The organism is Achromobacter insolitus (genome assembly GCF_002209555.1).
In the GTDB taxonomy this organism is placed as follows: domain Bacteria; phylum Pseudomonadota; class Gammaproteobacteria; order Burkholderiales; family Burkholderiaceae_B; genus Achromobacter; species Achromobacter insolitus.
Map to the genome: position 1 here is coordinate 151,104 of NZ_NJIF01000005.1, position 26,993 is coordinate 178,096.

General features: G+C 63.5%; 26 protein-coding genes. 7 read left to right on the top strand and 19 right to left on the bottom strand.

Features of this window, described 5'->3' with window-relative positions:
* Nucleotides 1-55: 55 nt before the first annotated feature.
* Genes CEY08_RS18445 through CEY08_RS18455 form a run of 3 tightly spaced genes read right to left on the bottom strand, consistent with a single transcriptional unit; the run spans nt 56 to nt 2,799 of the window.
* Complete coding sequence (locus tag CEY08_RS18445) at nt 56-1,093, bottom strand: branched-chain amino acid ABC transporter permease (RefSeq protein ID WP_076814254.1); 1,038 nt, start codon at nt 1,091-1,093, stop codon at nt 56-58.
* Between the two features lie 3 nt (nt 1,094-1,096).
* Nucleotides 1,097-1,975 carry a branched-chain amino acid ABC transporter permease gene (locus CEY08_RS18450; RefSeq protein ID WP_063959926.1) on the bottom strand — a complete coding sequence of 293 codons (879 nt, stop codon included), beginning with the start codon at nt 1,973-1,975 and terminating at the stop codon, nt 1,097-1,099.
* Nucleotides 1,975-2,799, bottom strand: a complete 825-nt coding sequence (locus CEY08_RS18455; RefSeq protein WP_042794063.1) for an ABC transporter ATP-binding protein — start codon at nt 2,797-2,799, stop codon at nt 1,975-1,977. The genes CEY08_RS18450 and CEY08_RS18455 overlap by 1 nt, the downstream gene beginning before the upstream one ends.
* 230 nt (nt 2,800-3,029) lie before the next feature.
* Here CEY08_RS18455 and CEY08_RS18460 point away from each other — a divergent pair, with 230 nt between their 5' ends.
* Nucleotides 3,030-3,833 (top strand): enoyl-CoA hydratase/isomerase family protein, encoded by an 804-nt coding sequence (locus tag CEY08_RS18460; protein WP_076814256.1) that lies wholly within the window; start codon nt 3,030-3,032, stop codon nt 3,831-3,833.
* A gap of 21 nt (nt 3,834-3,854) precedes the next feature.
* Here CEY08_RS18460 and CEY08_RS18465 read toward each other — a convergent pair whose 3' ends face one another.
* From CEY08_RS18465 to CEY08_RS18475, 3 genes are read right to left on the bottom strand one after another with little or no spacing between them, the layout of a single operon-like run.
* Nucleotides 3,855-4,625, bottom strand: a complete 771-nt coding sequence (locus CEY08_RS18465) for an enoyl-CoA hydratase/isomerase family protein (protein WP_076814258.1) — start codon at nt 4,623-4,625, stop codon at nt 3,855-3,857.
* Between the two features lie 14 nt (nt 4,626-4,639).
* Nucleotides 4,640-5,851: a CaiB/BaiF CoA transferase family protein gene (locus tag CEY08_RS18470; RefSeq protein ID WP_232033841.1), complete on the bottom strand. Its 1,212-nt coding sequence runs from the start codon at nt 5,849-5,851 to the stop codon at nt 4,640-4,642.
* A 2-nt stretch (nt 5,852-5,853) separates the two neighbouring features.
* Nucleotides 5,854-6,828: a Bug family tripartite tricarboxylate transporter substrate binding protein gene (locus tag CEY08_RS18475; RefSeq protein ID WP_076814261.1), complete on the bottom strand. Its 975-nt coding sequence runs from the start codon at nt 6,826-6,828 to the stop codon at nt 5,854-5,856.
* 128 nt (nt 6,829-6,956) lie between these two features.
* Between CEY08_RS18475 and CEY08_RS18480 the strand changes: the two genes are divergently transcribed.
* On the top strand, nt 6,957-7,916 hold the full coding sequence (locus tag CEY08_RS18480) for a LysR family transcriptional regulator (RefSeq protein ID WP_076814262.1): 960 nt from the start codon (nt 6,957-6,959) through the stop codon (nt 7,914-7,916).
* Here the strand turns inward: CEY08_RS18480 and CEY08_RS18485 are convergent.
* The 11 genes from CEY08_RS18485 to uvrB all read right to left on the bottom strand — a co-directional run bounded on the left by CEY08_RS18485 (nt 7,909) and on the right by uvrB (nt 17,529).
* Entirely contained in the window at nt 7,909-8,793 is an 885-nt protein-coding gene (locus CEY08_RS18485) for a methylglyoxal synthase (protein ID WP_042794068.1), read from the bottom strand. The two genes, CEY08_RS18480 and CEY08_RS18485, sit on opposite strands and share 8 nt — an antisense overlap.
* A 134-nt stretch (nt 8,794-8,927) precedes the next feature.
* Nucleotides 8,928-9,122, bottom strand: coding sequence for a Fe-S cluster assembly protein IscX (gene iscX, locus CEY08_RS18490; protein ID WP_042794069.1), 195 nt, complete (start codon nt 9,120-9,122; stop codon nt 8,928-8,930).
* Nucleotides 9,122-9,463 carry an ISC system 2Fe-2S type ferredoxin gene (gene fdx, locus CEY08_RS18495; RefSeq protein WP_042794070.1) on the bottom strand — a complete coding sequence of 114 codons (342 nt, stop codon included), beginning with the start codon at nt 9,461-9,463 and terminating at the stop codon, nt 9,122-9,124. Before fdx ends, iscX begins: the two co-directional genes overlap by 1 nt.
* Nucleotides 9,464-9,472: 9 nt before the next feature.
* On the bottom strand, nt 9,473-11,335 hold the full coding sequence (hscA, locus tag CEY08_RS18500) for a Fe-S protein assembly chaperone HscA (RefSeq protein ID WP_042794071.1): 1,863 nt from the start codon (nt 11,333-11,335) through the stop codon (nt 9,473-9,475).
* Nucleotides 11,336-11,407: 72 nt separating this feature from the next.
* The gene (gene hscB, locus CEY08_RS18505; protein WP_042794072.1) at nt 11,408-11,920 is read right to left on the bottom strand and encodes a Fe-S protein assembly co-chaperone HscB; all 513 of its coding nucleotides are present in this window, start codon (nt 11,918-11,920) and stop codon (nt 11,408-11,410) included.
* A 3-nt stretch (nt 11,921-11,923) separates the two neighbouring features.
* Nucleotides 11,924-12,247 (bottom strand): iron-sulfur cluster assembly protein IscA, encoded by a 324-nt coding sequence (gene iscA / locus CEY08_RS18510; protein ID WP_042794073.1) that lies wholly within the window; start codon nt 12,245-12,247, stop codon nt 11,924-11,926.
* Nucleotides 12,248-12,249: 2 nt separating this feature from the next.
* The gene (iscU, locus tag CEY08_RS18515) at nt 12,250-12,654 is read right to left on the bottom strand and encodes a Fe-S cluster assembly scaffold IscU (protein WP_042794074.1); all 405 of its coding nucleotides are present in this window, start codon (nt 12,652-12,654) and stop codon (nt 12,250-12,252) included.
* Between the two features lie 33 nt (nt 12,655-12,687).
* Complete coding sequence (locus tag CEY08_RS18520) at nt 12,688-13,899, bottom strand: IscS subfamily cysteine desulfurase (RefSeq protein ID WP_042794075.1); 1,212 nt, start codon at nt 13,897-13,899, stop codon at nt 12,688-12,690.
* A 21-nt stretch (nt 13,900-13,920) separates the two neighbouring features.
* Complete coding sequence (iscR, locus tag CEY08_RS18525) at nt 13,921-14,463, bottom strand: Fe-S cluster assembly transcriptional regulator IscR (protein ID WP_063642426.1); 543 nt, start codon at nt 14,461-14,463, stop codon at nt 13,921-13,923.
* 190 nt (nt 14,464-14,653) lie between these two features.
* On the bottom strand, nt 14,654-15,145 hold the full coding sequence (locus CEY08_RS18530) for a low molecular weight protein-tyrosine-phosphatase (RefSeq protein ID WP_042794076.1): 492 nt from the start codon (nt 15,143-15,145) through the stop codon (nt 14,654-14,656).
* Between the two features lie 263 nt (nt 15,146-15,408).
* A complete protein-coding gene (gene uvrB / locus CEY08_RS18535; RefSeq protein WP_232033840.1) occupies nt 15,409-17,529 on the bottom strand; it encodes an excinuclease ABC subunit UvrB in 2,121 nt (706 codons plus the stop codon).
* Nucleotides 17,530-17,604: 75 nt separating this feature from the next.
* Here uvrB and CEY08_RS18540 point away from each other — a divergent pair, with 75 nt between their 5' ends.
* Nucleotides 17,605-18,804, top strand: a complete 1,200-nt coding sequence (locus CEY08_RS18540; protein ID WP_042794078.1) for an amino acid aminotransferase — start codon at nt 17,605-17,607, stop codon at nt 18,802-18,804.
* A gap of 99 nt (nt 18,805-18,903) precedes the next feature.
* Here CEY08_RS18540 and CEY08_RS18545 read toward each other — a convergent pair whose 3' ends face one another.
* Entirely contained in the window at nt 18,904-19,650 is a 747-nt protein-coding gene (locus CEY08_RS18545) for an IclR family transcriptional regulator (RefSeq protein WP_076814268.1), read from the bottom strand.
* 138 nt (nt 19,651-19,788) lie between these two features.
* Here CEY08_RS18545 and CEY08_RS18550 point away from each other — a divergent pair, with 138 nt between their 5' ends.
* From CEY08_RS18550 to lexA, 4 genes are all read left to right on the top strand, one after another.
* Nucleotides 19,789-21,036, top strand: a complete 1,248-nt coding sequence (locus CEY08_RS18550; protein WP_076814270.1) for a thiolase family protein — start codon at nt 19,789-19,791, stop codon at nt 21,034-21,036.
* A 1-nt stretch (nt 21,037) separates the two neighbouring features.
* On the top strand, nt 21,038-22,567 hold the full coding sequence (locus CEY08_RS18555) for a class I adenylate-forming enzyme family protein (protein WP_170211497.1): 1,530 nt from the start codon (nt 21,038-21,040) through the stop codon (nt 22,565-22,567).
* Entirely contained in the window at nt 22,564-23,529 is a 966-nt protein-coding gene (locus CEY08_RS18560) for a Bug family tripartite tricarboxylate transporter substrate binding protein (RefSeq protein ID WP_076814272.1), read from the top strand. The genes CEY08_RS18555 and CEY08_RS18560 overlap by 4 nt, the downstream gene beginning before the upstream one ends.
* A gap of 222 nt (nt 23,530-23,751) precedes the next feature.
* Complete coding sequence (gene lexA, locus CEY08_RS18565) at nt 23,752-24,402, top strand: transcriptional repressor LexA (RefSeq protein ID WP_042794083.1); 651 nt, start codon at nt 23,752-23,754, stop codon at nt 24,400-24,402.
* Nucleotides 24,403-24,533: 131 nt separating this feature from the next.
* Here the strand turns inward: lexA and lon are convergent, their stop codons facing one another.
* Nucleotides 24,534-26,984, bottom strand: coding sequence for an endopeptidase La (lon, locus tag CEY08_RS18570; protein ID WP_042794084.1), 2,451 nt, complete (start codon nt 26,982-26,984; stop codon nt 24,534-24,536).
* Nucleotides 26,985-26,993 lie beyond the last annotated feature (9 nt).

Sequence of the window (26,993 nt, forward strand, 5' to 3'; positions counted from 1 at the left end):
GGTTAGTCTCCTGAGGGTCTTATGGGTGGCCGCTGCCGCGTTCGCCGCGTGTGGGCTAGGTGCGGAAGGGCCAAAGGTGGAAGTAGCGGCGCACCCGCCGCCAGATTTCCGCGAGCCCGTGCGGCTCGAAGATCAGAAAGCCCACGATCAGCAGGCCGAAAACTATGGTGCGCACCGGCGAGATCAGGCGCAGCGCGTCACCGCCCACCGGCAGCCAGCCCACGACCAGCTTGAGCAGCTCCGGCACCATGGTCATGAAGATGGCGCCCAGGATGGAACCCAGGATCGTGCCCATGCCGCCCACGATGATGGCCGCCAGGAAGAAAATCGACATGATCAGGGGAAAGCTCTCGGGCGTAACGACACGGAAGAAGTAGGCCCACATCCCGCCCGCCACGCCGGCGTAGAACGAGGACAGGCCGAACGAAAGCAGCTTGTAGCGCAGCAGGCGTATGCCTAATACCTCGGCCGAAATGTCACGGTCGCGTATGGCGATGAAGGCGCGGCCGATGCGCGTGCGAAATAGATTGGCCGCGCCCAGCACCATGAGCGCCGTGACCGGCACGATCAGCCAGTAGATCTTGAACGAGGTGTCCAGGTCCACGCCCAGCACGCGCGCCGGCGGCACCTGCATCCCTGTCGTACCTCCAGTGAACTGCCAATTGGCAAAGATGAAATGCGCGATGAACGAGGCGGCGATCGTGGCGATGGCCAAATAAAGGCCCTTCACCCGCAGGGACGGGATCCCCACGAGCAGGCCGCCCGCCATCGCCACCAGCCCCGCAGCCACCAGATTGAGCAGCACCGGCGTGCCCAGCCGCTGCTCCAGCACCGCGACCGTGTATGCGCCCAATCCCATGAAGGCCGCCTGTCCCAGGCTGACCAGTCCGGTGTAGCCCGTAAGAATGTTCAGGCCCGTGGCGCTGGCGACATTGATGGCCACCAGGCAGGCCAGGTACAACCAGTAGGCATCCGCCGCGAAGGGGAACATGACGAGGGACGCAGCCAGCAAGGCCAGCCACGCCTTTTGCGTGCGGGTGTCGAACAACGCTTCATCCGCAAGATATGTCTGCTTGGCAGTCGCGATGCGCATCGGTCAGAGTCTCTCGATTTCACGGGTGCCGAACAGGCCGTACGGCCTGACCATCAACACCACCACCAGCACGATGAACGTGGCCAGCAATTTGTATTCGCCGCCCATGTAGGCGCCCGCCCAGGCCTCCAGCAGGCCGATGAATACGCCGCCCACCAAGGCGCCGGCCACGCTGTCCAGTCCGCCCACGATCACCACCACCAGCACCGACAGGCCGAACACCCCCATCGACGAGGAAATGCCGCCGATCGCGCCCACGATCACGCCTGACACCGCCGCTATCACCCCCGCCGCAACCCAGGCCAGCGAGAACACGCGCGGCACGTTGATGCCCATGGCGTACGCGGCCCCCTGGTCCGATGCCGTCGCGCGCAGCGCCACTCCGCCGCGCCAATAGCGAAACACCACCAGCACCAGCAACGCCAGCACGACGGCCACCCAGAAGCCATAGAACACCTTGGGCGCGACAAAGGCTTCGCCCACCATAACCGGCGAGCGCGGCATGAATTCCGGCAGACGCCGTTGATCGGCGGTCCAGATGAGTTCCACCACGCCAACGAGGATCGACGCCAGCCCCACCGTGATCATGAACACCGAGATCGGCGCCTCGCCCAGCATGGGCCGGATGGTCAGCCGCTCGACGAGCGCGCCCAATGCCCCCGACACCACGACGGCGCCCACGATGGCCAGCCAGATCGGCCATTCCATGCCGGTGGCGAAGGCGTAGAACACATAAGCGCCCAGCATCAGGAATTCGCCGATGGCGATGTTCACCACCCGCGTCGCCTTGTAGACAATGACGAAGGCCAGCGCCGCCAGCGCATAAAGCCCGCCGCTGCCCAGTCCGGCCAGCGTGACTTCCAGGAAGAACAGCATGTCCATCAGGCCGCCTCCCGCAGACGGCGGCGCAGGTCGCCTACGTCACCGGCACCCAGATAGGCCTGGATGACCTGCGGATCCGCCTGCACCTGCGCAGGCGTGCCGTCGGCGATGACCTGGCCGAAGTTCAGCACCACCACATGGTCCGACAGGTCCATCACCATGCCCATGTCGTGCTCAACCATCAGTACCGTCACGCCCCACTCGGAGCGAGCGTCCAAAATGAAGCGCGCCATGTCGTCCGTCTCTTCGCGGTTCATGCCGGCAACCGGCTCGTCCAGCATCAATACCTTGGGGTTCATGGCCAGCGCGCGCGCTAGTTCCACGCGTTTCTGCAAGCCATAGGACAGCGCGGCCACCGGTGCGTGGCGAATGTGATCGATCTCCAGGAAATCGATGATGCGTTCTTCAATGTCGGCGCGCAGCGCCATCTCTTCGCGACGCGCCCGGCCCAGGTACAGCAAGGCGTCCAGCACGTTGGTGCGCAAGTGTGCATGGCGGCCCAGCTTGATGTTGTCCAGCACGGTCATGCCGCGAAACAGCGCGATGTTCTGGAAACTGCGAGCCAGGCCCAGCCTGGCGCGTTCGGGCGCAGCCACGCGCGAGATATCTCGCCCCTGGAAACGGATCTGTCCGGATGCGGGACGGTAGAAACCGGAAATAGTGTTGAACAGCGAGGTCTTGCCTGCGCCATTGGGGCCGATGACCGTGGTGATAGACCCGGGCGCGACGCGAAAACCAACGCCGGTAAGCGCCTTGACCCCGCCAAACGCCAGCGTGACCCCATCCACCTCCAGCAAGGGAGGGCTGTCCGACTGATCCACCATTTGTCTCCTCGCCTTGGCATGCGAAGTTTTTATCGACGTCGGTCTGGCGAACCCGCGAGGCAGGAGATGCAACGAACCTGTCTTTACCTACGCCAGTACAGCGCCGGAAAATCGTTCTATGCGTTACGCTAAGCGTGCTTAAAAGAAAACCAAGCAAGCGCTCGGTTCAGACCATAGCATCGCGATTTTTGGATCGACAGCTGGTATTTACCCGATAACGGAGACTCGCCATGACCCAAGGACTTCCCGCCTTCCAGACGCTGTTCCTGGAATCCGACGGCGCGATCGCGACCGTAACGCTGAACCGCGCCGATGCCCTCAACGCCATCGACGTCGCGATGGCGCAAGATTTGCAGCGTGCCGCGCAATGGCTGGAGGCGCGCGACGAAGTCCGCGTCGTGCTTTTGCGCGCCACCGGCAAAACCTTCTGCGCTGGCGGCGACATCAGCATGTTCACGGGAGAGCCGGCTCAGGTGCGCGCCACGCTGCTGGAGCTATTCACGCCGCTGAACGACTTCGTGGCGCGCATCGCCCGCATGGATAAAGTCTGGCTCGCCCAGGTGCATGGCATTGCCGCGGGCGCGGGCTTGTCTTTGGTGCTGGCCTGCGACCTCGCCATCGCCGACGCCGATGCGCGATTCATGACAGCCTATCTCAAGCTGGGCGCCACGCCCGACGCCGGCATGACACACGGCCTCGTCCGGGTGCTTGGCGCCCGGCGCGCGCTGGACCTGTTGCTGCGCCATGACGCGTTCAGCGCCGCCGACGCGCAGTCCTGGGGCATCGTCACGCGCACCGCCGCGCCTGGCGAGCTCTCTCAGGCGGCGCAAGCCTATGCCGAGGAAATCGCCCGCCACGCCCCGCACGGCATCGCAGGCGCCAAGGATCTGCTGCGTGGCGCCGAACATGCCACGCTGGAAACCCAGCTGGCCGAAGAAACGGCGCGCTTCCTGGACACCGCGTCGCGCGCAGACTTCGCCGAAGGCGTGCGCGCGTTCCGCGAGAAACGGGCGCCGCGGTTTCTGGGCAAGTAAGGCGCGGCTGACGCCGTTGCGCTAGCCGCCCCAGACCGGCGCGCGTTTTTGTACGAAGGCGCTCAGGCCTTCGTGCGCCTCGGCCGTGGCGGCAGCGTTGCAGAACACCTCCACCGCCGTCGCTACCCTGCGCCGGTACTCATTGTCGTTGCTGTAGACAAAGGCGCGTCGGCCCATGGCCAGGACTTGGGGCGGCTTGCCAGCCAATGATTGCGCCAGCCCGCGCGCGTGCTCCAGCAATTCCGCCTCGGGCGCCACACGTGCCACCAGTCCCAACCCGCGTGCCTCTTGCGCGTCGAAGGTACGCCCGGTGAACAGCAGGTCGAACGCCCGGTGCTTGCCCACAATGCTGGGTAAATGCACGTAGTGGATCGCGGGCAGGACACCGACGTCGATCTCCGGATAGCCGAACGTGGCGGTATCTGCTGCGACCACCATGTCGCTGGAGATCGCCACCGTCATGCCGCCCCCGCGCACTGCGCCCGACACCACCGAGATCGAGGGCTTGCCCAGGTTGAACTGCGTGTCGTAGAGCTTGATGTACAGCTTTGACAACAGTGAATGGATGCGCGCCGGCGTGCTGTCCAGCAGCTTTTTCATGTCCAGCCCGGCACAAAAGCGCCCAGGCAGATCGCTCGCCAGCAGCACGGCGCGCACGCCGGAATCAGCATTGGCGCGTTCCAGGGCGGCGATCAGCGCATCCAGCATGTCTTCATTAAGCGCATTGACGGGCGCGTGGCACAGGTGGATTTCGGCAATCCGATCGCGGACTTCATAGCGCAGGAATGTCATCGTTGGTCTCGCATTCAGGAATGGGTCTGCACGCTGCCGGAAGCCAGCAACGCTTCGATTTCGGTTGGCGCATAGCCCAGCTCGGCCAGGACTTCGCGAGTGTGCTGGCCCAGCATGGGCGCGGGCAGCGCAGCCTGCCGGGGCTGGTGTCCAAATCGTATGGGCAGGCCGACATTGCGGACCTCGCCCAGGACCGGATGCCGGCTCGTGACGATCAATTCGCGCGCGGCGACCTGCGGATGCGCCAGCGCTTCGTCCAATGTGTGGATGGCCGAACAAGCAATCCCCGCCGGCTTCAGCGCTTCCAGCCATTGCGCCACGCTGCGCGTCTCCATCCGCGCCTGGACCAGCTCGACCGTCGCGGCGAAGTTTCGGACCCGGTCGGCATTGGTTGCAAAGTCCGGCGCATTCACATGGTCCTGCAACCCCGCAACGGCGCAGAAGCGCTGCCATTGCGCATCGTTGCCCACGCCCAGCATGATGTCGCCATCGGCTGCGCGAAATGCCTGGTATGGGCACATGGCCGGATGGCCCGTCCCCATGCGGCGGGGAATCTGACCGGTACGCCAATAGTTCTGCGCCATATACGACATCAGCCCCAGCGACGTGTCCAGGAGGGACACATCCAGGTACTGCCCCTTGCCCGTCTGGCTGCGCTCCAGCAGCGCGGCGAGGATTCCGCTCAACGCGAAGGAGCCGGTGCCCAGGTCTACCGGAGAAAAGCTGGCGCGCGCAAAATTCCCGCCAGGCTCGCCCATGGTGCTGATCATGCCGCTGAAGGCCTGCAGCATGACGTCATAGCCCGGCTCCTCGCCCATCGGCCCCTCGCGGCCGTAGCCCGAGATTTCGCAGTACACCAGCCGGGGATTGAGTCCGCTGAGCGTCTCGTAGTCCACCCCGAGGCGCGCGGCGGTCTTGCCGCCGAACCCCTGCAGCACTACGTCCGCCCGCTCGGCCAGGCGATGCACCACCGCGCGCCCTTCCGGCGTCTTGAGGTCGACGGCCAGGCTGCGTTTGTTGTGGTTCACCGCCAGGAATGTCGCGGACTGGCCTGCGTCCTGCGGCAACCAGGCACGCGTGTCGTCGCCCTTGCCCACGGGTTCCACCTTGATCACCCGGGCGCCAAGCTCGCCCAGATACTGGCCGCAAAGCGGTCCGGCCAACACTTTGCTCAGGTCAAGGACAGTGATGTTCTTCAACGGCGTCATGCGTGCTCCGGTGGACATGGTTACTGCTCGCCCTTCAGGCCGATGGTTTGCGCGGCTTGCGTCCATTGGGCGGTTTCACGCTTGAAAAATGCGTCCAGTTCGGCGGGCGCAACCTGGAAAGCCTCGGCGCCACGTTCCTGCATCGCCTTGCGGTACGCATCGCTCGCGACGACTCGAGCCACGGCCGCGCGCAGCTTCTGCACCGCTTCCGGCGGCGTGCCGGCGGGCGTCTGCAAGGAGAACCAGAACTTCAGATCCAGGCTGGGATAGCCCGCTTCCTTTAGCGTAGGCACGTCCGGCAGCAAGGGCGACCGCTCGGCTGAGGTGATCGCCAGCGCCTTCAGCCGGCCGCCCTGCACCTGGCCAAGGCTGGTCGACATGCTGTCGAACAGAAAATCCACCTGCCCGCCGATCACGTCCGTCACCGCGTTCGCGCTGCCCTTGTAGGCAACGCCCACCGCCTGGAAGCCAGCGAGCTTCTGCAGCGACGCGCCATAAACGTGCGGTGAGCTGCCGGGACCAAAAGTTGCATAGCTGAGCCCCTGCTTCGTGTCGCGCCCGCGCTGGACCAGCTCGGCCAGCGTCTTGACCGGCGTACGCTCGGGATTGACCACCAGCAGGTTGGGCATGGCGCCCGTCGTACCCACCGGCACATAGTCCTGCAAGGGATGCATTTTCGCGCCGGGGTACATCAACGGATTGATGGCCTGCATGGCCACCGTGTTGTGCATCAAGGTGTAGCCGTCCGCGGGACCGTTCAGCACGCTCTGGTAGCCCACGTTACCGCTTGCGCCCGGCTTGTTCTGCACAATGATCTGCTGCCCCAGCTCGCGCGCCAGCGGTTCGGCCACCAGGCGCGCGATGAAGTCGGTCGGGCCGCCGGCCGAAAATGGCACGACCAGGGTGATCGGTTTGGAAGGCCAAGTATCGGCGAGCGCCGGACTGGACAGGGCTGCCGCGGCCGCGCATGCGGCAAGGATTCGGGGGAACGCCATATTGTCTCCGTTATGTTCTTTGAGGGATGGCGCCCATTATGCGAACCGCCTTGATATATTAGAAATACCGTTTAAATATGCGGGCCATAATAAATTTATGATGGCTTCGCCTGCACGAGGGCTCTTGCATGTCGATCTCCATCCGCGCGATGCAGTGCTTTGTCGCCGTCGTTTCCACAGGTTCGATCAGCCGTGCGGCAGCCGCGCTGCACGTTGCCCAGCCTGCGCTAAGCCTGCTGATACGCAACCTGGAAGAGGATCTGGGGGTGGTGCTGCTGCATCGCAGCGCCCGCGGCGTCACGCCGACGGCTGCCGGCGCGCGCATGGTGGCGCACGCGCGCGAAATCCTGGGCCGCATCGATGCTGCCCGGGCGGACGTGCGCGAGGACCTGAGCTCCCCCCGAGGCACGGTGTCGCTCGCCATGTCGATGTCGATGGCCAAGCTCGTAACCGTGCCGCTGTTGCGCTTTTCCCTGGAGCACTGGCCTGGCGTCTACCTGAAGATCATCGAGTCCAGCACCGGTTACATCCCGGGCTTCGTCAGCTCGGGCCATGCAGACCTGGGGCTGACATTCAGCGATGACGCTTCGGTTGATCTGCGTTTTCAGCACCTGATCGACGAAGAACTGGTGGTCGTCTCGCCGCCCTCTGAAAAACGGGGAAAAAAACCATCCTCCTCAGCGCTGCACGCATTGCCGATCATGGATTTGCGGGCCCTGGCCGATTTACCGCTGGTCCTGCCTGGCAATCAACACAGCCTGCGCCGCCTGCTGGACCAATACCAGCAGCGAGAAGGCGCCGAGTTCCGCGTCATTGCCGAAGCCAACGCCATTCCCCAATTGATCGAACTGGCACAGGCGGGCATCGCGCACACCATCCTGTCTTACGCTGCCGTGCACCAGGAGGCCGCGCGCGGAGAGGTCGTCCTGCACCGCATCGCCAAGCCGCGCCTGGCCAGGCCCGTATTCCTGTGCAGGTCGGATGTCCTGCCGCTGTCGATGGCGGCCTCGGCGGTGGCCGACCGCGTCAGCCGCATCATTGCGGATTCCCGCCCTGGCGGCGGGTCCGCACGGACCACGGTCAGATGACGCGTTTTTCCACCGCCTGCGCCCAGCGCCGCGCCACCGTCGGCGAGGTAGCGCAAGTAGCCGATTCCGTCACCACGCGCACCGCGCGTTCCAGCAGCTGGATGTCGGCTTCGTGCTGGCGGGCCACGTGCGGATCTTCAAAGAAGATCACGCGCTGACATTGATGCTCCAGCACCAGCTCGGCGATCTGCGCGTCGCCACCCAAAGGCCCGCTCAGGTAGCGATGTACCCAGGGCGTATCCTTCGGCCAGCCGCGCGACCAAGCCAGTTCATTGAGGCGACCGCCGGTCGTCCCCGTGGCCACGCGCCGCGCAAAGCGGGACAACACATCGAAATGTTCACTGGCAAACGCCACCATTTCGTCCTTGAGCGCATCGTGGGCAATCAGGGCCACGGTCTGGCCGGCAAAATTGAAGTGGCGCGACACCGAAGCATCCGGCGCCAGCCCGGCATGGACGCGCTCGACTTCCATCCATTCGATGGCGCCCGCCAGCGTCGAGATGAAAGGACGCCCATGCGTGATGCACTGGCGCTTGAGCGCCAGCGCTTCCGGAAAAATGGACGACGGGTCGACGGGGTCGATCAGATAGATCGCACCATCGAACGGTGCCTGCCCATCACGCCCCTCGGTCACCCGCGCCACGAGCTTCATCAGCCCGCCCTCGCGGCCATACGGATAGCGGATAAGCCCGCCATAGCCCTGCAGCATGCCCTCGCGCACGATCGCATCGTGCGTGCGGCCGACAGTATGCAACTGCACGCCCAGCTCGCGTATCGTGGACGAACACGCGCGCAGCCAAGTAAACAGCGCGGCATCGGGAGTTTCGTGGTGCAGCCGGTTGGCGGCCAGGCCAAAGCGCAATTGGGCAGCGGGCATCGGTAGACTCAGGCAGGTAGAAGCGACAGAAAGATCCTTGATGATACCGTGACGGTCATGACCACGGTTCGCTCACGTCAGAGTTGCACCAAAAAACAGAAACGCTCCCAAGGGGAGCGTTTTCAATGTAGCTGTCAGTCAGCTTCTTCGATCCAGGCCATCTGTATGGCCTCCAGGATCTTCTCGCCGCAATGGGCGGGGTCATCGTTGAAACCGGGCAAGGCCAGAACCCATTCACGCAGTTGCACGAAGCGCAGCGTCTTGGGGTCCTCGTCAGGATGCGCGTCGTACAACGCAGCGGCGATCTCGTACGTGTCGGTCCACTTCATCAATGGCCCTCTTTGGCGTGGTTGATGGTGTACTTGGGAATCTCGACCGTCAGGTCGGCATCCGTCACCAGCGCCTGGCAGGACAGGCGCGAAGTCGGGGTCAGGCCCCAGGCCTTGTCCAACAGGTCTTCCTCGTCGTCGGTGGCGTCTTCAAGTGAGGAATAGCCCTGCTTGACCACCACGTGACAGGTCGTGCATGCACACGATAGCTCGCAGGCGTGCTCGATATCGATATGGTTGTCCAGCAGCACGCGGCAGATGGACACGCCTTTGGGTGCGTCTTCGATCACGGCGCCTTCCGGGCAGTACTCGGGATGAGGCAATACAGTCAGTTTCGGCATAGCGTGTTATCAGGCAATCTCATCAAGTTTGCGGCCCGCCAGCGCGGCGCGGATGCTGCGATCCATCCGGCGCGCGGCAAAATCATCGGTCGCGGCCGACAGAGCCTGGACCGCGTCCTTCACCGTATCCACGTCCTGCGCGTCCTGGGCTGCCATGGCGGCCTGCAGGCATTCGTCCACGCGCTTGCGTTCCTCGGCATCCAGCAGATCGCCGTCCACGGCCAGCGCGGCCTGCACCGACTCGACCAGTTGGCGCGCATCCACCTGCTGCTCGCGCAACATCCGGGCGCGGGCATCGGTGTCGGCCTGAGCCACGCTATCGGCCAGCATCTGCGCAATCTCGTCATCCGTCAGGCCGTAGGACGGCTTGACCGACACCATGGCCTCGACACCCTTGCTCTGCTCGCGCGCGGTCACGCTCAGCAAACCATCCGCATCCACCTGGAAGGTCACGCGGATGCGCGCCGCGCCCGCCACCATGGGCGGAATGCCGCGCAGCTCGAACCGGGCCAGGGAGCGGGAATCCGCGACCAGATCGCGTTCGCCCTGCACCACGTGGATGCTCATGGCCGTCTGCCCGTCCTTGAAGGTCGTGAACTCCTGGGCGCGCGCCACGGGGATGGTGCTGTTGCGCGGAATGATGCGCTCCACCAGTCCGCCCATGGTTTCCAGCCCCAGCGACAGCGGGATCACGTCCAGCAGCAGCCAGTCCTCGCCCGGCGCGCGGTTGCCCGCCAGCAGATTGGCCTGCAAGGCGGCGCCTAGCGCCACCACCTGATCAGGATCCAGATCGGTAAGAGGCTGCGTGCCGAACAGCTTGCCCACGGCAGCGCGCACGACGGGCATGCGCGTGGCGCCGCCCACCATCACCACGCCGCGCACGTCGGCCGGCGTCAGCGAGGCATCGCGCAAGGCGCGGCGCGCGCAATCCAGCGTGCGGAGTATCAGGGGCTGGGCCAGTTCTTCGAAGTCCGCGCGGGTCAGGGTCGCATCCACGACCCGGCCGTCGGACAGGCTCAGTTTCAGGCTGGCTTCATCCGCGTCCGACAACGTTTCGCGCGCCGCGCGTGCCGCCATCAGCAGGCCGCGGCGGTCGGCAGGCGTGAACTCGCCTGCGGCAAGCCCGGCGACCGCGCGATCGGCGATCAAGGCGTCGAAGTCATCGCCGCCCAGCGCGGTATCCCCGCCCGTGGCAATGACTTCAAACACGCCCTGGGTCAGGCGCAGGATGGAGATATCGAAGGTGCCACCGCCCAGGTCGTACACCGCATACACGCCCTCGGATGCGTGATCCAGGCCGTAGGCAATGGCCGCCGCGGTGGGTTCGTTCAACAGGCGCAGCACGTTCAGCCCAGCCAGACGAGCCGCGTCGCGCGTTGCCTGACGCTGGGCGTCGTCAAAATAGGCGGGCACCGTGATGACGGCTCCCACCAGGTCGTCGCCCAGCACGTCTTCGGCGCGCTGGCGCAATACCGCCAGGATCTGCGCCGACACCTCGACCGGGCTCAGGTCGCCCTGGACGGTGCGGATGCGCACCATGCCGGGCGCGTCCACGAATTCGTAGGGAGCCCGCGTGGCTTGCGCCTCTTGCAACGAGCGGCCCATGAAACGCTTGACGGACACGACGGTATTCAGCGGATCCTGCGCTTGCTGTGCAAGCGGCTCGCGGCCCGTAGTGACCTTGCCACCCGGGAAATAGCGCACGGCGGAAGGCAGCAGAGCGTGACCCTGCGCATCCGGCAGGACTTCGGCCACGCTGCTGCGCACAGCCGCGACCAGGGAATTGGTAGTGCCCAGGTCGATCCCGACCGCCAGCTTGCGCTGGTGCGGAGCGGGCGATTCGCCAGGCTCGGATATCTGCAATAAGGCCATGATTCTGTTTTTATCGTCAGTAGGCGGCGCAGCGCCGGCGCCCGTCTCGCGGACGCCCCGGCGCGCCCTGGGCTATGCGGCGGGCTGGGCTTGCGCCAGTTCTTCCGCCAGCTTTTCCACGAACATCCATTCCCGCACCTTGAGACCGGCCGTCGCGTAATCGCGGTCCTGGTCCAGCAGGCGGGACAGCGTGGCGCGCATGGTCTCGCGCGCCTGCTGCAATTCCGCTTGCAAGGCCGCCAGTGCCTGGGCGTCGTCACGCGCGTCGTCCAGCATTTCGCGCCAGGTCATCTGCTGCATCAGGAACTCGGGATCCATGGCCGTGTTGCTCTCGGTCTGCAGGTCCACGCCGGCCTGTTCGCACAGGTAGCGCGCACGCAGCAAGGGATCGCGCAACAGGCGGTAGGCCTCGTTGGCGCGCGCCGCCCACTGCATGGCGACGCGGCGTTCCGCAGGACTGGCCGTGGCATAGCGGTCGGGGTGCACTTGCGCAGCCACGGTGCGCCATGCGGACTCAAGCGCCTGGGGGTCCAGATCGAACCGAGCCGGCAAGCCGAACAAGCCGAAGTGATCGTCTCCAGCCAAGACTTACACCGTGAACGACTCGCCGCAGCCGCAGGTCGCCTTTTCGTTGGGGTTGCGGAACTTGAAGCCTTCGTTCAGGCCTTCGCGAGCGTAGTCGAGTTCGGTGCCGTCCAGGTAGGCCAGGCTTTTCGGGTCGATGAAGACCTTCACGCCGAAGCTTTCGAACACCACGTCTTCCGCTGCCGCGTCGTCCACGTACTCGAGCTTGTAGGCCATGCCTGAGCAGCCCGTCGTCCTAACGCCGAGCCGCAAGCCGATACCCTTTCCGCGCTTTTGCAAGTAGCGGCCGATATGGGTGGCAGCCTGTTGGGTCAGGGTGACGGACATGTTCAGCCCGCCACAGCTTCGGCCGGGGCCGAGTGCTTTTCTTTGTAGTTCTGCACCGCGGCCTTGATCGCGTCTTCGGCCAGGATGGAACAGTGGACCTTCACGGGCGGCAACGCCAGCTCTTCGGCGATCTGGGTGTTGCGGATGTTCATGGCTTCGTCCAGGGTCTTGCCTTTGACCCATTCGGTCACGAGCGAGCTGGACGCAATGGCCGAACCGCAGCCATAGGTCTTGAAGCGCGCGTCTTCGATCACGCCGGCTTCATTCACCTTGATCTGCAGCTTCATGACGTCGCCACAGGCGGGCGCGCCGACCATGCCGGTGCCGACCGATTCATCCGACTTGTCGAACGAACCGACGTTGCGCGGGTTTTCGTAGTGATCCAGGACTTTAGTGCTGTAAGACATGTTAATTCTCCACGAATTTCTAGGCGCGGGCGCTTAGTGCGCAGCCCACTGCACGGTGTTCAAGTCGATGCCTTCCTTGGCCATTTCCCACAACGGGGACATGTCGCGCAACTTGCCGACACGGCTCTTGATGAGTTCCACGGCGAAGTCCACTTCCTTTTCGGTCGTGAAGCGGCCCAGCGTGAAACGGATCGAGCTGTGCGCAAGTTCGTCGTTGCGGCCCAGGGCGCGCAACACGTAGGACGGTTCCAGGCTGGCCGAGGTGCAGGCCGAACCGCTGGAGACGGCAAGCTCCTTGATCGCCATGATCAGGGATTCGCCTTCGACATAGTTGAAGCTGACGTTCAGGTTGTGCGGAACGCGCTGGTCCATGTCGCCGTTGAGGTAGACCTCTTCGATCTGCGACAGGCCGGCCCACAGGCGGTCGCGCAACATGCGGATGCGCTCGTTTTCGGTGCCCATTTCTTCGCGGGCCAGGCGGAAAGCTTCGCCCATGCCGACGATCTGGTGCGTCGCCAGCGTACCCGAGCGGAAACCACGCTCATGGCCGCCGCCGTGCATTTGGGCTTCAATGCGGATACGCGGCTTGCGGCGCACGTACAGCGCGCCGATACCCTTGGGGCCGTAGGTCTTATGGGCGGAGAACGACATCAGGTCGACCTTCAGTTTTTGCAGGTCGATTTCCACCTTGCCGGTCGCCTGGGCGGCGTCCACGTGGAAGATGATGCCCTTCTCGCGGCAGATCTCGCCCAGCGTTTCCACATCCTGGATCACGCCGATTTCGTTGTTCACCATCATCACCGACACCAGCACGGTATCGGGGCGCAGCGCGGCCTTGAAGGTGTCCAGATCGATCAGGCCATCATCCTTGACGTCCAGGTAGGTCACTTCAAAGCCCTGGCGCTCGAGTTCACGACAGGTGTCCAGCACCGCCTTGTGCTCGGTCTTGACCGTAATGATGTGCTTGCCGCGTTCGGCGTAGAAGTTGGCGGCACCCTTGATCGCCAGGTTGTCGGATTCGGTCGCGCCGGAGGTCCAGACGATTTCGCGCGGATCGGCATTCACGAGCTTGGCGACTTCTTCGCGAGCGCGCTCAACGGCTTCTTCGGATTCCCAGCCAAACGCGTGGCTGCGGGAAGCGGGATTGCCGAAGTTCTCGTACAGCCAAGGCACCATTTTGTCCACGACGCGGGGATCGACGGGCGTCGTGGCGGAATAATCCAGATAGATCGGGCGGGTGGTCATTTCTACAACTCCTGATACTGCTTATACGGTGGCGTTGGCGGCGACGGTTGCGGCCGGGGCGTTGGCGGCGTTGGCAGCGCCCCCCACCCGGTTCACGCGTACCGCGCAAGCCTGCGCTTGATTGTTGGCTTCCTGCAATTGGCGCACGCGCTGCTGATCGACCAGATCTTGCAGGGACACCGAATCCAGGTAATCCACCATCTTGCGATTCAACGTAGCCCAGAGTTCGTGCGTCATGCACTTGCCCGGCTTGCCGTCGTTGCCGCTCGTACAGTCCCGCTTGCCGCCGCAACTGGTGGCGTCCAGCGGTTCGTCGACGGCGAAGATGATGTCGGCAACGGTCACGTTACGGGCCAGACGCGCGAGCGAATAGCCGCCGCCCGGACCGCGCACACTGTCCACGAGTTCGTGGCGGCGCAATTTTCCGAACAGCTGTTCCAGATAGGACAGCGAAATATTCTGACGCTGGCTGATGGCCGCAAGAGTGACCGGACCGCTATGCTGCCGCATAGCCAGATCGATCATGGCAGTCACGGCGAAACGCCCCTTGGTAGTTAGCCGCATGGTAGGTTCCCTGTGATTCGGCAATGGCCGCAGGCGAATCCAGCGGTCAATACCCGAGTAATTGGCTCAAGTATAGCCTATTCCCGACTAATTTGGTATGGCTCCCGGCTAGAAAAAACCGCGCATTCGCGCGGTTCTGTCTGCCAAGCACCTCCGAGAACCGCCGGGGCGGCTCTTCGGCAAAAGCGGATCACGCCGCCTGGTACTGGGTAGCGCGCTTGCGCACCAGCTCAAGCACACCCTGACAGGCGTCTTCCAGGTAGTCCAGCACCTTGCCGAAACCATCGGCGCCGCCATAGTACGGATCGGGCACGGTGGCCTCTTCGAACTCATTGGCAAAGCGCATCAGCAGCATCAGCTTGTGCTGGTAGGCCTTGGGGCACTGCTGCTGCATGGCGGACAGATTGTCCCAGTCCATGGCGAGGATCAGGTCGAAGTCGCGGAAATCCTCCGCGGTCACCTGACGCGCTTCGCAGTGCGTGATCTCGTAGCCGCGCTTGCGCGCTGCGGCCTGCGCCCGGGCATCAGGCGCCTCGCCGATGTGAAACGCGTGCGTGCCCGCGGAGTCGATGCGAACCACATCGCTCAAACCCGCGTCGTTCACCAAATGGCGAAACACGCCCTCTGCGCTCGGCGAGCGACAGATATTGCCCATGCAAACGAAAAGTACCTTGGTCATCATGGAAGTAAGTGTGCGGGAAAACCCGAGATAAGGCAAGCTTTTTTTGCGTCTGCGGGATTGCGATCCGGCAAATGCGGCCCCATTATTTATGCATATAAATCAATCAATTAGAGGGCAATCCGGATCCAAACCTTGAAGATTGGACCCGGATATTCCGGCAGATCGCGGCAGCTTGATTGCAACGCAGCAGATTTTCCATCAATTCAGGATGCAGTAAGCAAACTGAAGCACTTTGATACACCGACCTGCCCACTCACCCAGCCCTATACCGCACCATCCAGCAACACGCGCTGCTTCAAGGCAGTCAAGGCGTCGCGGGCTGCGGCGGCCTGCTCGAACTCCAGGTTCCGGGCGTGATCCATCATCAGCTTTTCCAGGCGCTTGATCTCGCGGGCCAAGGCCTTTTCGTCTTTCAGGAATTCCGCCGGAACCGCGGCCTCGAGCGCGTCGTGCTGCGTGGGAGCAACAACGCCGTCGATCAATTCGCGCACGGCCTTCTGTACGCCCCGGGCGGTGATTCCATGATCGGCGTTGAATTTCAATTGCTTGGCGCGTCGCCGCTCGGTCTCTTCCATGGCGCGCTGCATCGAATCGGTAATACGATCCGCATACAGGATGGCGTGGCCATTCAGGTTGCGCGCCGCCCGCCCGATCGTCTGGATCAGGCTGCGCTCCGACCGCAGGAAGCCTTCCTTGTCAGCGTCCAGGATGGCGACCAGCGAGACTTCGGGAATGTCCAGACCCTCGCGCAGCAAGTTGATGCCCACCAGCACGTCGAACGTGCCCAGGCGCAAGTCCCGGATGATTTCCACGCGTTCCACGGTGTCGATGTCCGAGTGCAGATAACGCACGCGCACACCGTGCTCGCTGAGAAAGTCCGTCAGGTCCTCCGCCATGCGCTTGGTCAAGGTGGTGACCAGCACACGCTCCGCTTGCGCCACGCGCGCCTTGATCTGTCCAAGCAGATCGTCGACCTGGGTGCGGGCAGGCAAAACCTCGACCAGGGGATCCACCAGGCCGGTCGGCCGCACGACCTGCTCCACCACGTTATCGGCGTGCTCCTTCTCGTAGGCGGCCGGCGTGGCCGATACGAATACGCACTGCCGCATCCGGGCTTCGAATTCCTCTAGTTTCAGAGGCCGGTTATCCAGCGCAGACGGCAGGCGGAAACCATATTGCACCAGCGTTTCCTTGCGCGCGCGGTCGCCCCTGTACATGCCGCCAAGTTGCCCGATGGTGACGTGGCTTTCGTCGATGAACATGAGCGCATCGGACGGCAGGTAGTCGATCAGGGTGGGCGGCGGTTCGCCGGGCGCCGCGCCCGACAGGTGGCGGGAGTAGTTTTCGATGCCTTTGCAGAAACCCAGCTCCTGCAGCATTTCCAGGTCGAAGCGCGTGCGCTGCTCCAAGCGCTGGGCCTCTACCAGGTGGCCGTCGTCGACGAAGCGCTTGACGCGCTCGCGCAGCTCTTCCTTGATGGTTTCGATGGCGCGCAGCACGGTGTCGCGCGGCGTGACGTAGTGCGAACCCGGGTAGACCGTGAAGCGCGGCAGCTTCTGGCGAATGCGGCCGGTCAGGGGATCGAACAGCTCCAGGCTTTCGATTTCATCGTCGAACAGCGTCAGGCGCAGCGCCAGTTCCGGGCTTTCCGCGGGGAAGATATCGATGGTCTCGCCTCGCACCCGGAATACGCCCCGGGTGAACTCGGCATCATTGCGGGTGTACTGCATGGCGACCAGGCGGGCCAGGATCTCGCGGCGCGAAATCTGGTCCCCCGCGCGCAGGATCAGCACCATGGCATGGTAGTCACCCGGATTACCGATACCGTAGATGCAGGATACTGTCCCCACAATAATGGTGTCGCGGCGCTCCAACAGGCTTTTGGTTGCCGACAGCCGCATCTGCTCGATGTGTTCATTGATGGACGAATCCTTCTCGATGAACAGGTCGCGCGTGGGGACGTAAGCCTCGGGCTGGTAGTAGTCGTAGTACGAAACAAAGTACTCGACGGCGTTTTTCGGGAAGAATTCCCGCATTTCGGCGTAGAGCTGGGCAGCCAGCGTCTTGTTGGGGGCAAGCACCAAAGCCGGGCGCCCCATGCGGGCGATGACATTGGCCATGGTGTAGGTCTTGCCTGAGCCCGTCACGCCCAGCAAGGTCTGGAACATGAGGCCGTCCTCGACCCCCTGCGTCAACCCCTCGATGGCGGCGGGCTGGTCCCCTGCCGGGGGATACGGTTGATACAGATGAAATGGGCTGCCCGGGAAATCGATGAATCCGGGGCCTGGCGCGGACGGATCCGCCACGGCCGAAGCTGCCGCGGGATTGGCCGTCGGGTTCGCCTCGGCCCCCGCCGTAATCGGGTCTATTGCGCTCTTAGGCATGCTAGACTCTTCCAGGGTAAACCCCTCATTATCCACAGCAGCCCGTACTGCGTCCACCCACCTCACCAGACTCCCATGAGCACCCTTTTCGATTCCGTCGAACTCGCACCGCGCGATCCCATTCTTGGCCTGAACGAACAATACAACGCTGATACGCGTCCCGGTAAAGTCAATCTGGGCGTGGGCGTGTACTACGACGATCAGGGTCGCATCCCCCTGCTGGGCGCGGTTCGCAAGGCAGAAGCCGCCCGCATCGAGGCTGCCGCCGCCCGCGGTTACCTGCCGATCGAAGGCATCGCCGGCTACAACGCCGGCGCCCAAGCCCTGCTGCTGGGCAAGGATTCCGCGCTGGCCGCCGCCGGCCGCGTGCTGACCACCCAGGCCCTGGGTGGAACCGGCGCGCTGAAGATCGGCGCCGACTTCCTGCGCCAACTGCTGCCCGCGTCCAAGGTCCTGATCAGCGATCCCAGCTGGGAAAACCACCGCGCCCTGTTCGAGCGCGCCGGTTTCGAAGTCGGCACCTATTCGTACTACGACGCCGCCACCCGCGGCCTGAACTTCGACGCCATGCTGGCCGACCTCAAGGCCGCGCCCGCCAAGACCGTCGTCGTCTTGCATGCCTGCTGCCACAATCCGACCGGCGTGGATCCCACCGTCGACCAGTGGAAACAGATCGCCGCCGTCGTCAAGGAAAACAACCTGGTTCCGTTCCTGGACATCGCTTACCAAGGCTTCGGCGATGGCCTGACCGAAGACGCCGCGGTCGTGCGCATGTTCGCCGATCTGGACCTGACCATGTTCATCAGCTCTTCGTTCTCGAAGTCGTTCTCGCTGTACGGCGAGCGCGTGGGCGCGCTGACGGTCGTGGCCGGCAGCAAGGACGAAGCCACCCGCGTGCTGAGCCAGCTCAAGCGCGTCATCCGTACCAACTACTCCAACCCGCCCACCCACGGCGGCACGGTGGTGTCGACGGTCCTGAACACGCCTGAACTCTTCGCCATGTGGGAAGAAGAACTCGCCGGCATGCGCGACCGCATCCGCCTGATGCGCAAGCAACTGGTCGAAAAGATCAAGGAACACGGCGGCAAGCAGGACTTCAGCTTCGTGCTGCAGCAGCGCGGCATGTTCTCGTACTCGGGCCTGACTTCCGCGCAAGTGGATCGCCTGCGCGAAGAACACGGCGTCTACGCCGTGTCCAGCGGCCGCATCTGCGTCGCCGCGCTGAACAGCGGCAACATCGACAAGGTGGCCGCGGGTATCGCAGCGGTGCTGTAACGCCTGCAGCCGCGCACAGGCTCTCTCCGGGCCTGCCGCCAGCAACGGGACCTTCGGGTCCCGTTTTCTTTTTGCGCCGCCCCTAGGTCCGCTGCAGGTCTACCTGTCCAGGAATCGGTTCATCTCTTCGCGGATCATCTGGGCCACGGCTTCCTGGCGCTTTTGCGTCATGCGATTGTCCAGTGCCGCGACGCTGATGCCACCCAGCACATCGCCCTCTTTGCTCATCAGCGTGACGCCCACGCCGGTAACCTTGCTGACCGCATGACTGCCTATGACGGCGTAGCCGCGCTTGCGCGCGCGGGCAATGCGCACGCGCAGTTGCTCCAGTGTGAGCGATTTGTACTTGAGAAAGCGAGCCCTGTTGAGTTTGAGGTACTGCTCGGTGACGTCTTCGTCGAAGCTCGCCAGCATGGCCAGTCCCCCCGCGCCCACGCCGATGGGTTGCCGGTTGCCGACCGGAATGGCCAGGGCCTGGATGGGGTAGGTCCCCACTTCCCGGCCTATGCAGAGGGTATCCAGGTCTTGCAGGATCACCAGGAAACTGGCGTCTTCGGTGCGGTCGGAGATACGGCGCAGCAAAGGCCCATAACGCACGGACAGCGACGATTGCGTGGCCAGCGATTCTCCGAGTTTCCGGCAATAGTCGCCAAGGTGGTACTTCTTGCTGCGCACGTTGCGCACCACCAGCCCCTGCGCCGATAACTCACGCAACAGGCGCAGCGCTGTCGGCTTTTCCAATCCCTGCTCTCGACATACGTCAGTAAGCCGCAGGCCTTCTTCGTGATGGCACTGCACAGTTTTGAGCACTCGCAGCGCTTTCTGGATGCTGGAGGATTGGGTCATGTCATCCGCGTCCGTCCCAAGCGGAAAAGTTTCATATGTCGGAACTTTATCCCCTTTTTCACGGGTAAGCAGGGGTTAATACGGCAGAGCCCGCCACGCAGAATAGAGCCACTCATCGACCAGCTGCCTACACCTATCATGAACGTCTACATCACCGGCATTGCCCACACTCCGCTCGGCCGCCACCCGGATCTCTCGGTCAAGCAATTGACTGAACAAGCCGTCAATGGCGCGCTGTCCGACAGCGGACATGAACTGGAAGACATGCAGGCCGCATGGTTCTCCAACGTGCGCCAGGGCCAAATGGAAAAGCAGAATTCGATCCGCGGCCAATGCGCGCTGAATGCAATGGGGGTGAACGGCATCCCCGTCTTCAACGTCGAAAATGCCTGCGCCAGCAGCAGCTCCGGGTTGTTCAACGCCTGCATGGCGATCGAGTCCGGCATGTTCGACACCGTACTCGTGGTCGGCGCGGAGAAGATGTTCTATCCGGACAAGAAGACCGAAATGATGAACGCGTTCTTCGGCGGCACCGACATACATCTGCTGCGCCAGACCTGGGATTTCTTTTGTCAGCAGGAGACCGACCCCGACATCCGACGGCGGCTGAATTCTCCTGGCGCCTGGAATACGCAGAGTTTTTTCATGGACATCTACGCGGCCATGGCGCGCCAGCACATGCGCGCGTATGGGACCACGCAGCGGCAGATCGCCAGCGCGGCGGCCAAGAACCACGCGCACTCGACCATGAATCCACTGGCGCAATACCAGAAAGACATGTCGGTGGACGAAGTGCTTGCCAGCCCCGACATCGCCTGGCCGCTGACGCGCGCCATGTGCGCGCCCATTTCCGACGGCGCCGCGGCCATCGTGCTGTCCAGCGGTCGCGCCTTGTCCAGCGCGCGCAGGCAACGGGCCATCAGAATCACGGGCATCGGCGCGGCCAGCACGGTAATACGCGACGTCACCGATATGGACAAGCACTGTGTGCGCTTGGCTGCCCAGCGCGCCTATACGATGGCCGGGATCACTCCGCGGGATATCGACGTGGCCGAAGTGCATGATGCTTCCAGTTTCGCCGAACTGCTGCAGATCGAAAACCTGGGCCTTTGCGAACGCGGCCAAGGCGGCCCCTATACCGAAAGCGGAGCAACCAGTCTTGGCGGGATCACGCCCGTCAATGTATCCGGCGGCCTGGTGTCCAAGGGACACCCGATCGCGGCGACGGGATTGGTGCAGATCCATGAGCTGGTTACGCAACTGCGCCACGAGGCCGGAGCGCGCCAGGTGCAGGATGCGCGTACCGCGGTGGCCGAAAACGGAGGCGGCTTCCTGCATTACGAAGATGCCGCGGCCGTGGTCACCGTGCTCAGCAACAGGGCCTAGCATGCAGCCCATTGATTTTTTCCTGCATGCAGCCATGCGGCACCCGGATCGCACGGCTACCCTTGATGCCGCTACCGGCCACACCCATACCTACGAGGAGCTGCGCGGCCAGGCACTGGCGCTGGCGGCGGCGCTGCAATTCCTGTCGGGCAAACCTCGCCCGGTGGTCGCCACACTGGCCGGCAATTCGCACGCAATGTTGCTCGGCATACTGGCCACCTACGCCTGTGCCGGCGTGCTGGTGCCACTGACGCCGACCGTAGTCGAACAGGACATCGCGCGTCAGCTGGCTACGGCCGCGCCCGACATCGTGCTGCACGACGCGGCATACGAGGAGCTGCTGGTTTCATACCGTGGCCTGCGCATCTGTCACGACGAAGGCCATGACCTCCATATCGACGCGCTATTGCGTGAATACGCAGGCCAGAAACCATCGCGCCCCAACCCGGATCTGGGCGATACCGCCGCCATCAAATTCACGGGAGGATCATCCGGCGCACCCAAGGCCGTATTGCAGTCGCTGCGCTGCATCAACGCCATGGTGGCGTCGTTGGTCATGGTGTATGGCTTCGACAGCGAAGAACGCTTTCTGCTGGCGCCGCCGATGACGCATGGCGCGGGCACGTTCGTGCTGCCGGTACTGCATGCAGGGGGCTGCCTGGTGATAGCCGGCAAGGCCACCGCGGAGCAACTGCATGCCTGGATGGACGCGCATGAGGTAACTTCCACTTGGGTGCCTCCCACCCTGCTCCAGCGGCTGGTGCAAGCACAGCGCGCCACGCCACGCCCTCTGGCGGCGCTGCGCAACCTTCTGTATGGCGGCGCGCCCTGCCCCACCTCGCTGCTGTCGCAGGCAATCGCAGCGTTTGGCCCGGTACTCGGCGTTACCTACGGCCTGACGGAGGCACCCGTCATCATCGCGGCCATGGACGGCGTCACTGGCTCCCAAGCCGAGAATCACGGCAGCGCGGGCCGCATCGGACCTCTGACGCGGGTGGCCGTCGTGGGCGCCGACGGCCGCCCGACCGCCAACCCGCATACCTTGGGCGAAATCATCGCCAGCGGCGACTTGCTGATGTCGGGTTACCTGAACATGCCCGAACAGACCGCGGCCGTCCTGAAAGATGGCTGGTTCCACACTGGAGACCTCGGTTACCTCGACGAACGCGGCTTCCTGTTCATCAAGGGCCGCTCCAAAGACATCATCATCAGCGGCGGCTTCAATGTGTATCCCTCTGACGTCGAGAACGCCTATGCGCAACACCCAGGCGTTGCAGAAAGCGTGGTGTTCGGCGTCGCCGACGACTACTGGGGGGAGCGGGTCGAAATGGCAGTCGTACCGGTTCGGCCAGGCTCGATCAGCGTTGAGGCGCTGATCGACTACGGCAAACAGCAATTGGGCTCCGTGCGGACGCCCAAAATCATCCACATCGTGCAGTCTTTTCCAAAAAACACGCTGGGCAAAATCGACAAGCGACGAATTATTGACGACTTGCGCGACGCGAACCGGCAGGAGGAACATCGATCATGACATTCAAGACCTGGATTGCCGCCACGACCTGCGTGTTGGCCTCTGCGCTGTGCGGCTCCGCCGCCGCGGCGTTTCCGGACCAGCCTATACGCTTCGTGGTCGGGTTTCCGCCGGGAGGCTCCACCGATATCGTCGCGCGGGTGCTGGCCGAAGGGCTGTCGCGCGAACTGGGACAAAGCGTGGTCGTCGAAAACAAGGCGGGAGCGGGCGGCACGATCGGCGCCTCGTCGGTCGCGCACGCCAAACCCGACGGCTACACGATTTTCCTGGGTACCGTAGCCACCAACGTGATCAATCCGCTGCTGCGCAAGGAGCTGAATTTCGATCCCATCAAGGATTTCACCATGATCGGCGAGGTTGGCTTCTACACCAATCTGGTGCTGGTCAAAGCCGATTCGAAGTACCAAGACCTGCGTACGCTGGTCGCCGATGCAAAGCTGCGGCCGCTCTCCTACGCCAGCCCCGGAGCCGGTACATCGCCCCATATGACCGGGGAATACTTCAAGATCCTGACGGACGCGAAGATTCAGCACATTCCTTTCTCAGGCAGCGGCCCGGCATTGACCGCCCTCATGGGTGGGCACGTCGACCTCGGATTCGACAACCTGCCCGCGGCCCTGAGCCTGGTGCAGTCGGGCAAAGTGCGGGCGCTGGCCATCACCAGCACGACGCGCATCAAGGAACTACCCCAAGTGCCCACCGCCGAGGAATTGGGCGTGAAGAACATGAGCGTGGACGCCTGGGTCAGCGTCATGGGCCCGGCCGGCATTCCGGCCGACCGACTGTCGGTGTTGAGTTCCGCCTTGCTGAAGGTGCTGGCCAAACCCGACATCGTCCGCAAGCTGGAAGACAAGGCCATCACGATCAAAGCCACCCGGCCGGAGGAACTGCTGGGGTATATCGAATCCGAGACTGGGAAATGGCGCGGCGTCATCGAGGCGGCCGGCATCAAGCCGGAGTAACACACGCCGTAGCGGCCGGCGCCGCGCGGCGGGGTGCGGAAAGGCAACTTTCCCGCGGCCGCGCGCGAACGACACAGCAGGCCGCGCGCAATGCAACGCGTCAGTCCGGCCGGCCTGCCGTCATGGGAGTTTGAAACGGCCGGACCGGGCTTGCTTTTTTGCGCTGCGTCCCCCAGAATGGCGCTGTATATATGTACAGTCCGTTAGCACCGGATCATCGCCATGGCCAGCAAACTCACCGATCGCCAACAACAAATCCTGGATCTCATCAGGCAGACGGTCGCGCGCACCGGCTTTCCGCCAACCCGCGCCGAGATCGCCCTGGCCCTGGGTTTCCGTTCCCCCAACGCGGCCGAAGATCACCTCAAGGCATTGGCCCGCAAGGGCGCCATTGAACTGACGGCCGGCGCCTCCCGCGGCATCCGCCTGAAGGACAACTCCCCTGCCCCCACACAAAGCTCGCTGCCCATGCCGGGGCTGGCTCAGCTGCTGCTGCCGCTGGTCGGCCGCGTGGCTGCGGGCAGCCCCATTCTCGCTGCCGAACACGTCGAACGCGAGGTCGGCGTCGACCCCAATCTGTTCGCCCAGGCGCCCGACTACCTGCTCAAGGTGCGCGGCATGAGCATGCGTGATGCCGGCATCCTGGAAGGCGACCTGCTCGCCGTGAAGAAAGCCTCGGAAGCCCGCAACGGCCAGATTGTGGTGGCCCGCCTGGGTGACGACGTCACGGTCAAGCGGCTGCAACGGCAGAACGGCCATATCGAACTCTTGCCGGAAAACCCCGACTTCGAGCCCATCGTCGTGGAAGCTGGCCAGGATTTCGCGCTAGAAGGCATCGCCGTGGGTCTTATTCGCACGCACGCGCTCCACTAAAAACGCGCGCGCATTCCCGCGGCCGACAATACGCGCCGCAAAAAAAACCCGCCAAGCAATTGGCGGGTTTTTTGTTCGAGACCTGAACCGGAGAAACGCCCGCCCTTAAGGGCGGGCGTCCCCGGGGCGTATCAGTGCTTGAGCACCGGGTCGGTCGAGCCGGGTTCAGCGGGCTTGGCCACCAGGGGTTCCTTGACCGCTTCTTCCTCGGCCAGCGGCTCCGGCAGGCGCTCCAGGGCCAGTTCCAACACCTTATCGATCCAGCGTACCGGCACGATCTCAAGGTGATTCTTGACGTTGTCCGGGATCTCCGCCAAATCCTTGACGTTTTCTTCCGGAATCAAGACCGTCTTGATACCGCCACGATGGGCCGCGAGCAGCTTTTCCTTCAGGCCACCGATAGGCAGGACTTCGCCACGCAGCGTGATCTCGCCGGTCATGGCGACATCGGCGCGCACCGGGATGCGTGACAACGCCGACACCATGGCCGTGGTGATCGCGATACCCGCGGACGGACCGTCCTTGGGCGTCGCGCCTTCCGGCACGTGCACGTGCATGTCGTGCTTCTCGAAGACGCTGTCGGCAAAGCCCAGGCGGCGGGCGCGGGAACGCACTACCGTACGAGCAGCCTCGACCGACTCCTTCATCACGTCGCCCAGCGAACCGGTGCGTTGGATAACGCCCTTGCCCGGCATGTCCGCCACTTCGATCGTCAACAGATCGCCGCCGACTTCCGTCCAGGCCAGACCCGTCACTTGACCGATCTGGTTCTCCTTTTCGGCCATGCCGAAGGCGTAACGGCGCACGCCCAGATAATCGCTCAGGTTGTCGCCCGTCACGTTGACCGGCTTGACCTCGACGGCCTTGCCTTCAGCCTTGGCGCGATCATTCTGGGTCAGCAATTGCTTGATGACCTTGCGGCAGATCTTGCCCACTTCGCGCTCGAGCGCACGCACACCGGCTTCGCGGGTGTAGTAGCGCACGATGTCGCGCAGCGCGCTGTCGTCGACCGTAAGCTCGCTATCCTTCACGCCGTTGTTCTTCATCAGCTTGGGCAGCAGATGGTCGCGGGCGATGTGGATCTTTTCTTCCTCGGTGTAGCCGGACAGGCGGATCACTTCCATGCGATCGAGCAGCGCCGGAGGAATGTTCAGCGTGTTGCTGGTGGCAACGAACATGACATCGGACAGGTCGAAGTCGACTTCGATGTAGTGGTCCTGGAACGTGTGGTTCTGTTCCGGATCCAGTACCTCGAGCAGCGCCGACGAGGGATCGCCACGGAAATCCATGCCCAGCTTGTCGATTTCATCGAGCAGGAACAGGGGATTGCGCACGCCGACCTTCGACATGTTCTGGACGATCTTGCCCGGCATCGAACCGATATACGTACGGCGATGGCCACGGATCTCGGCTTCGTCGCGCACGCCGCCCAACGCCATGCGCACGAACTTGCGGTTCGTCGCCTTGGCAATGGATTGGCCGAGCGAGGTCTTGCCCACGCCAGGAGGGCCGACCAGGCACAGGATCGGCGCCTTCACCTTGTCCACGCGCTGTTGCACGGCAAGATATTCCAGGATCCGTTCCTTGACCTTTTCCAGGCCGTAGTGATCGTTGTCCAGCACCGTTTCCGCGTTGCTGATGGAATTGTTGATCTTGCTCTTCTTCCTCCAGGGGAGGTTGATGAGCGTATCGATGTAGTTGCGCACCACGGTGGCTTCGGCCGACATGGGCGACATGAGCTTGAGCTTCTTGAGCTCTGCATCGGCCTTCTTGCGCGCCTCTTTGGGCATGTGGGCAGCGATGATCTTCTTTTCGAGCTCTTCGATGTCCGCGCCCTCTTCGCCTTCGCCCAACTCCTTCTGAATGGCCTTGACCTGCTCATTCAGGTAGTAGTCGCGCTGGCTCTTTTCCATCTGCTTCTTCACGCGGCCGCGAATCCGCTTCTCGACCTGGAGGATGTCGATTTCGGTTTCGAGTTGCGTGAGCAGGCCTTCGAGGCGTTCGGAGGTGCCAACGATCTCGAGCATTTTTTGCTTCTGCTCGAGCTTGAGAGGAAGATGCGCGGCGATCGTGTCGGCCAGGCGCCCGGCATCATCGATGCCAGCCAGCGAGGTCAGGATCTCCGGGGGGATCTTCTTGTTCAGTTTTACGTATTGCTCGAACTGGGCCACGATGGCGCGGCGCAGGGCTTCGGTCTCGGAGCCTTGCATGGCGTCCGGTTCGATAGGCGTCACCTGGCAGGTGAAGTGCGAATCGGCGTCTTCGATGCTGTTGATGCGGGCGCGCTGGGTGCCTTCGACCAGCACCTTGACGGTGCCGTCGGGCAGCTTGAGCATCTGCAGGATGCCGGCAACGCAGCCGATCTCGTAGACGTCTTCGGGGGTGGGATCATCCTTGCCGGCGGATTTCTGGGCCACCAGCATGATGCTCTTGCCCGCTTCCATCGCAACCTCGAGCGCGCGGATAGAGCGCGGACGGCCGACGAACAGCGGGATGACCATGTGCGGGAACACCACTACGTCGCGCAGTGGGAGCAGGGGCAGGTCGATCGGGTCGGAAGGCAGGGTCTGGCTGGCAGACATAGGAGGTTC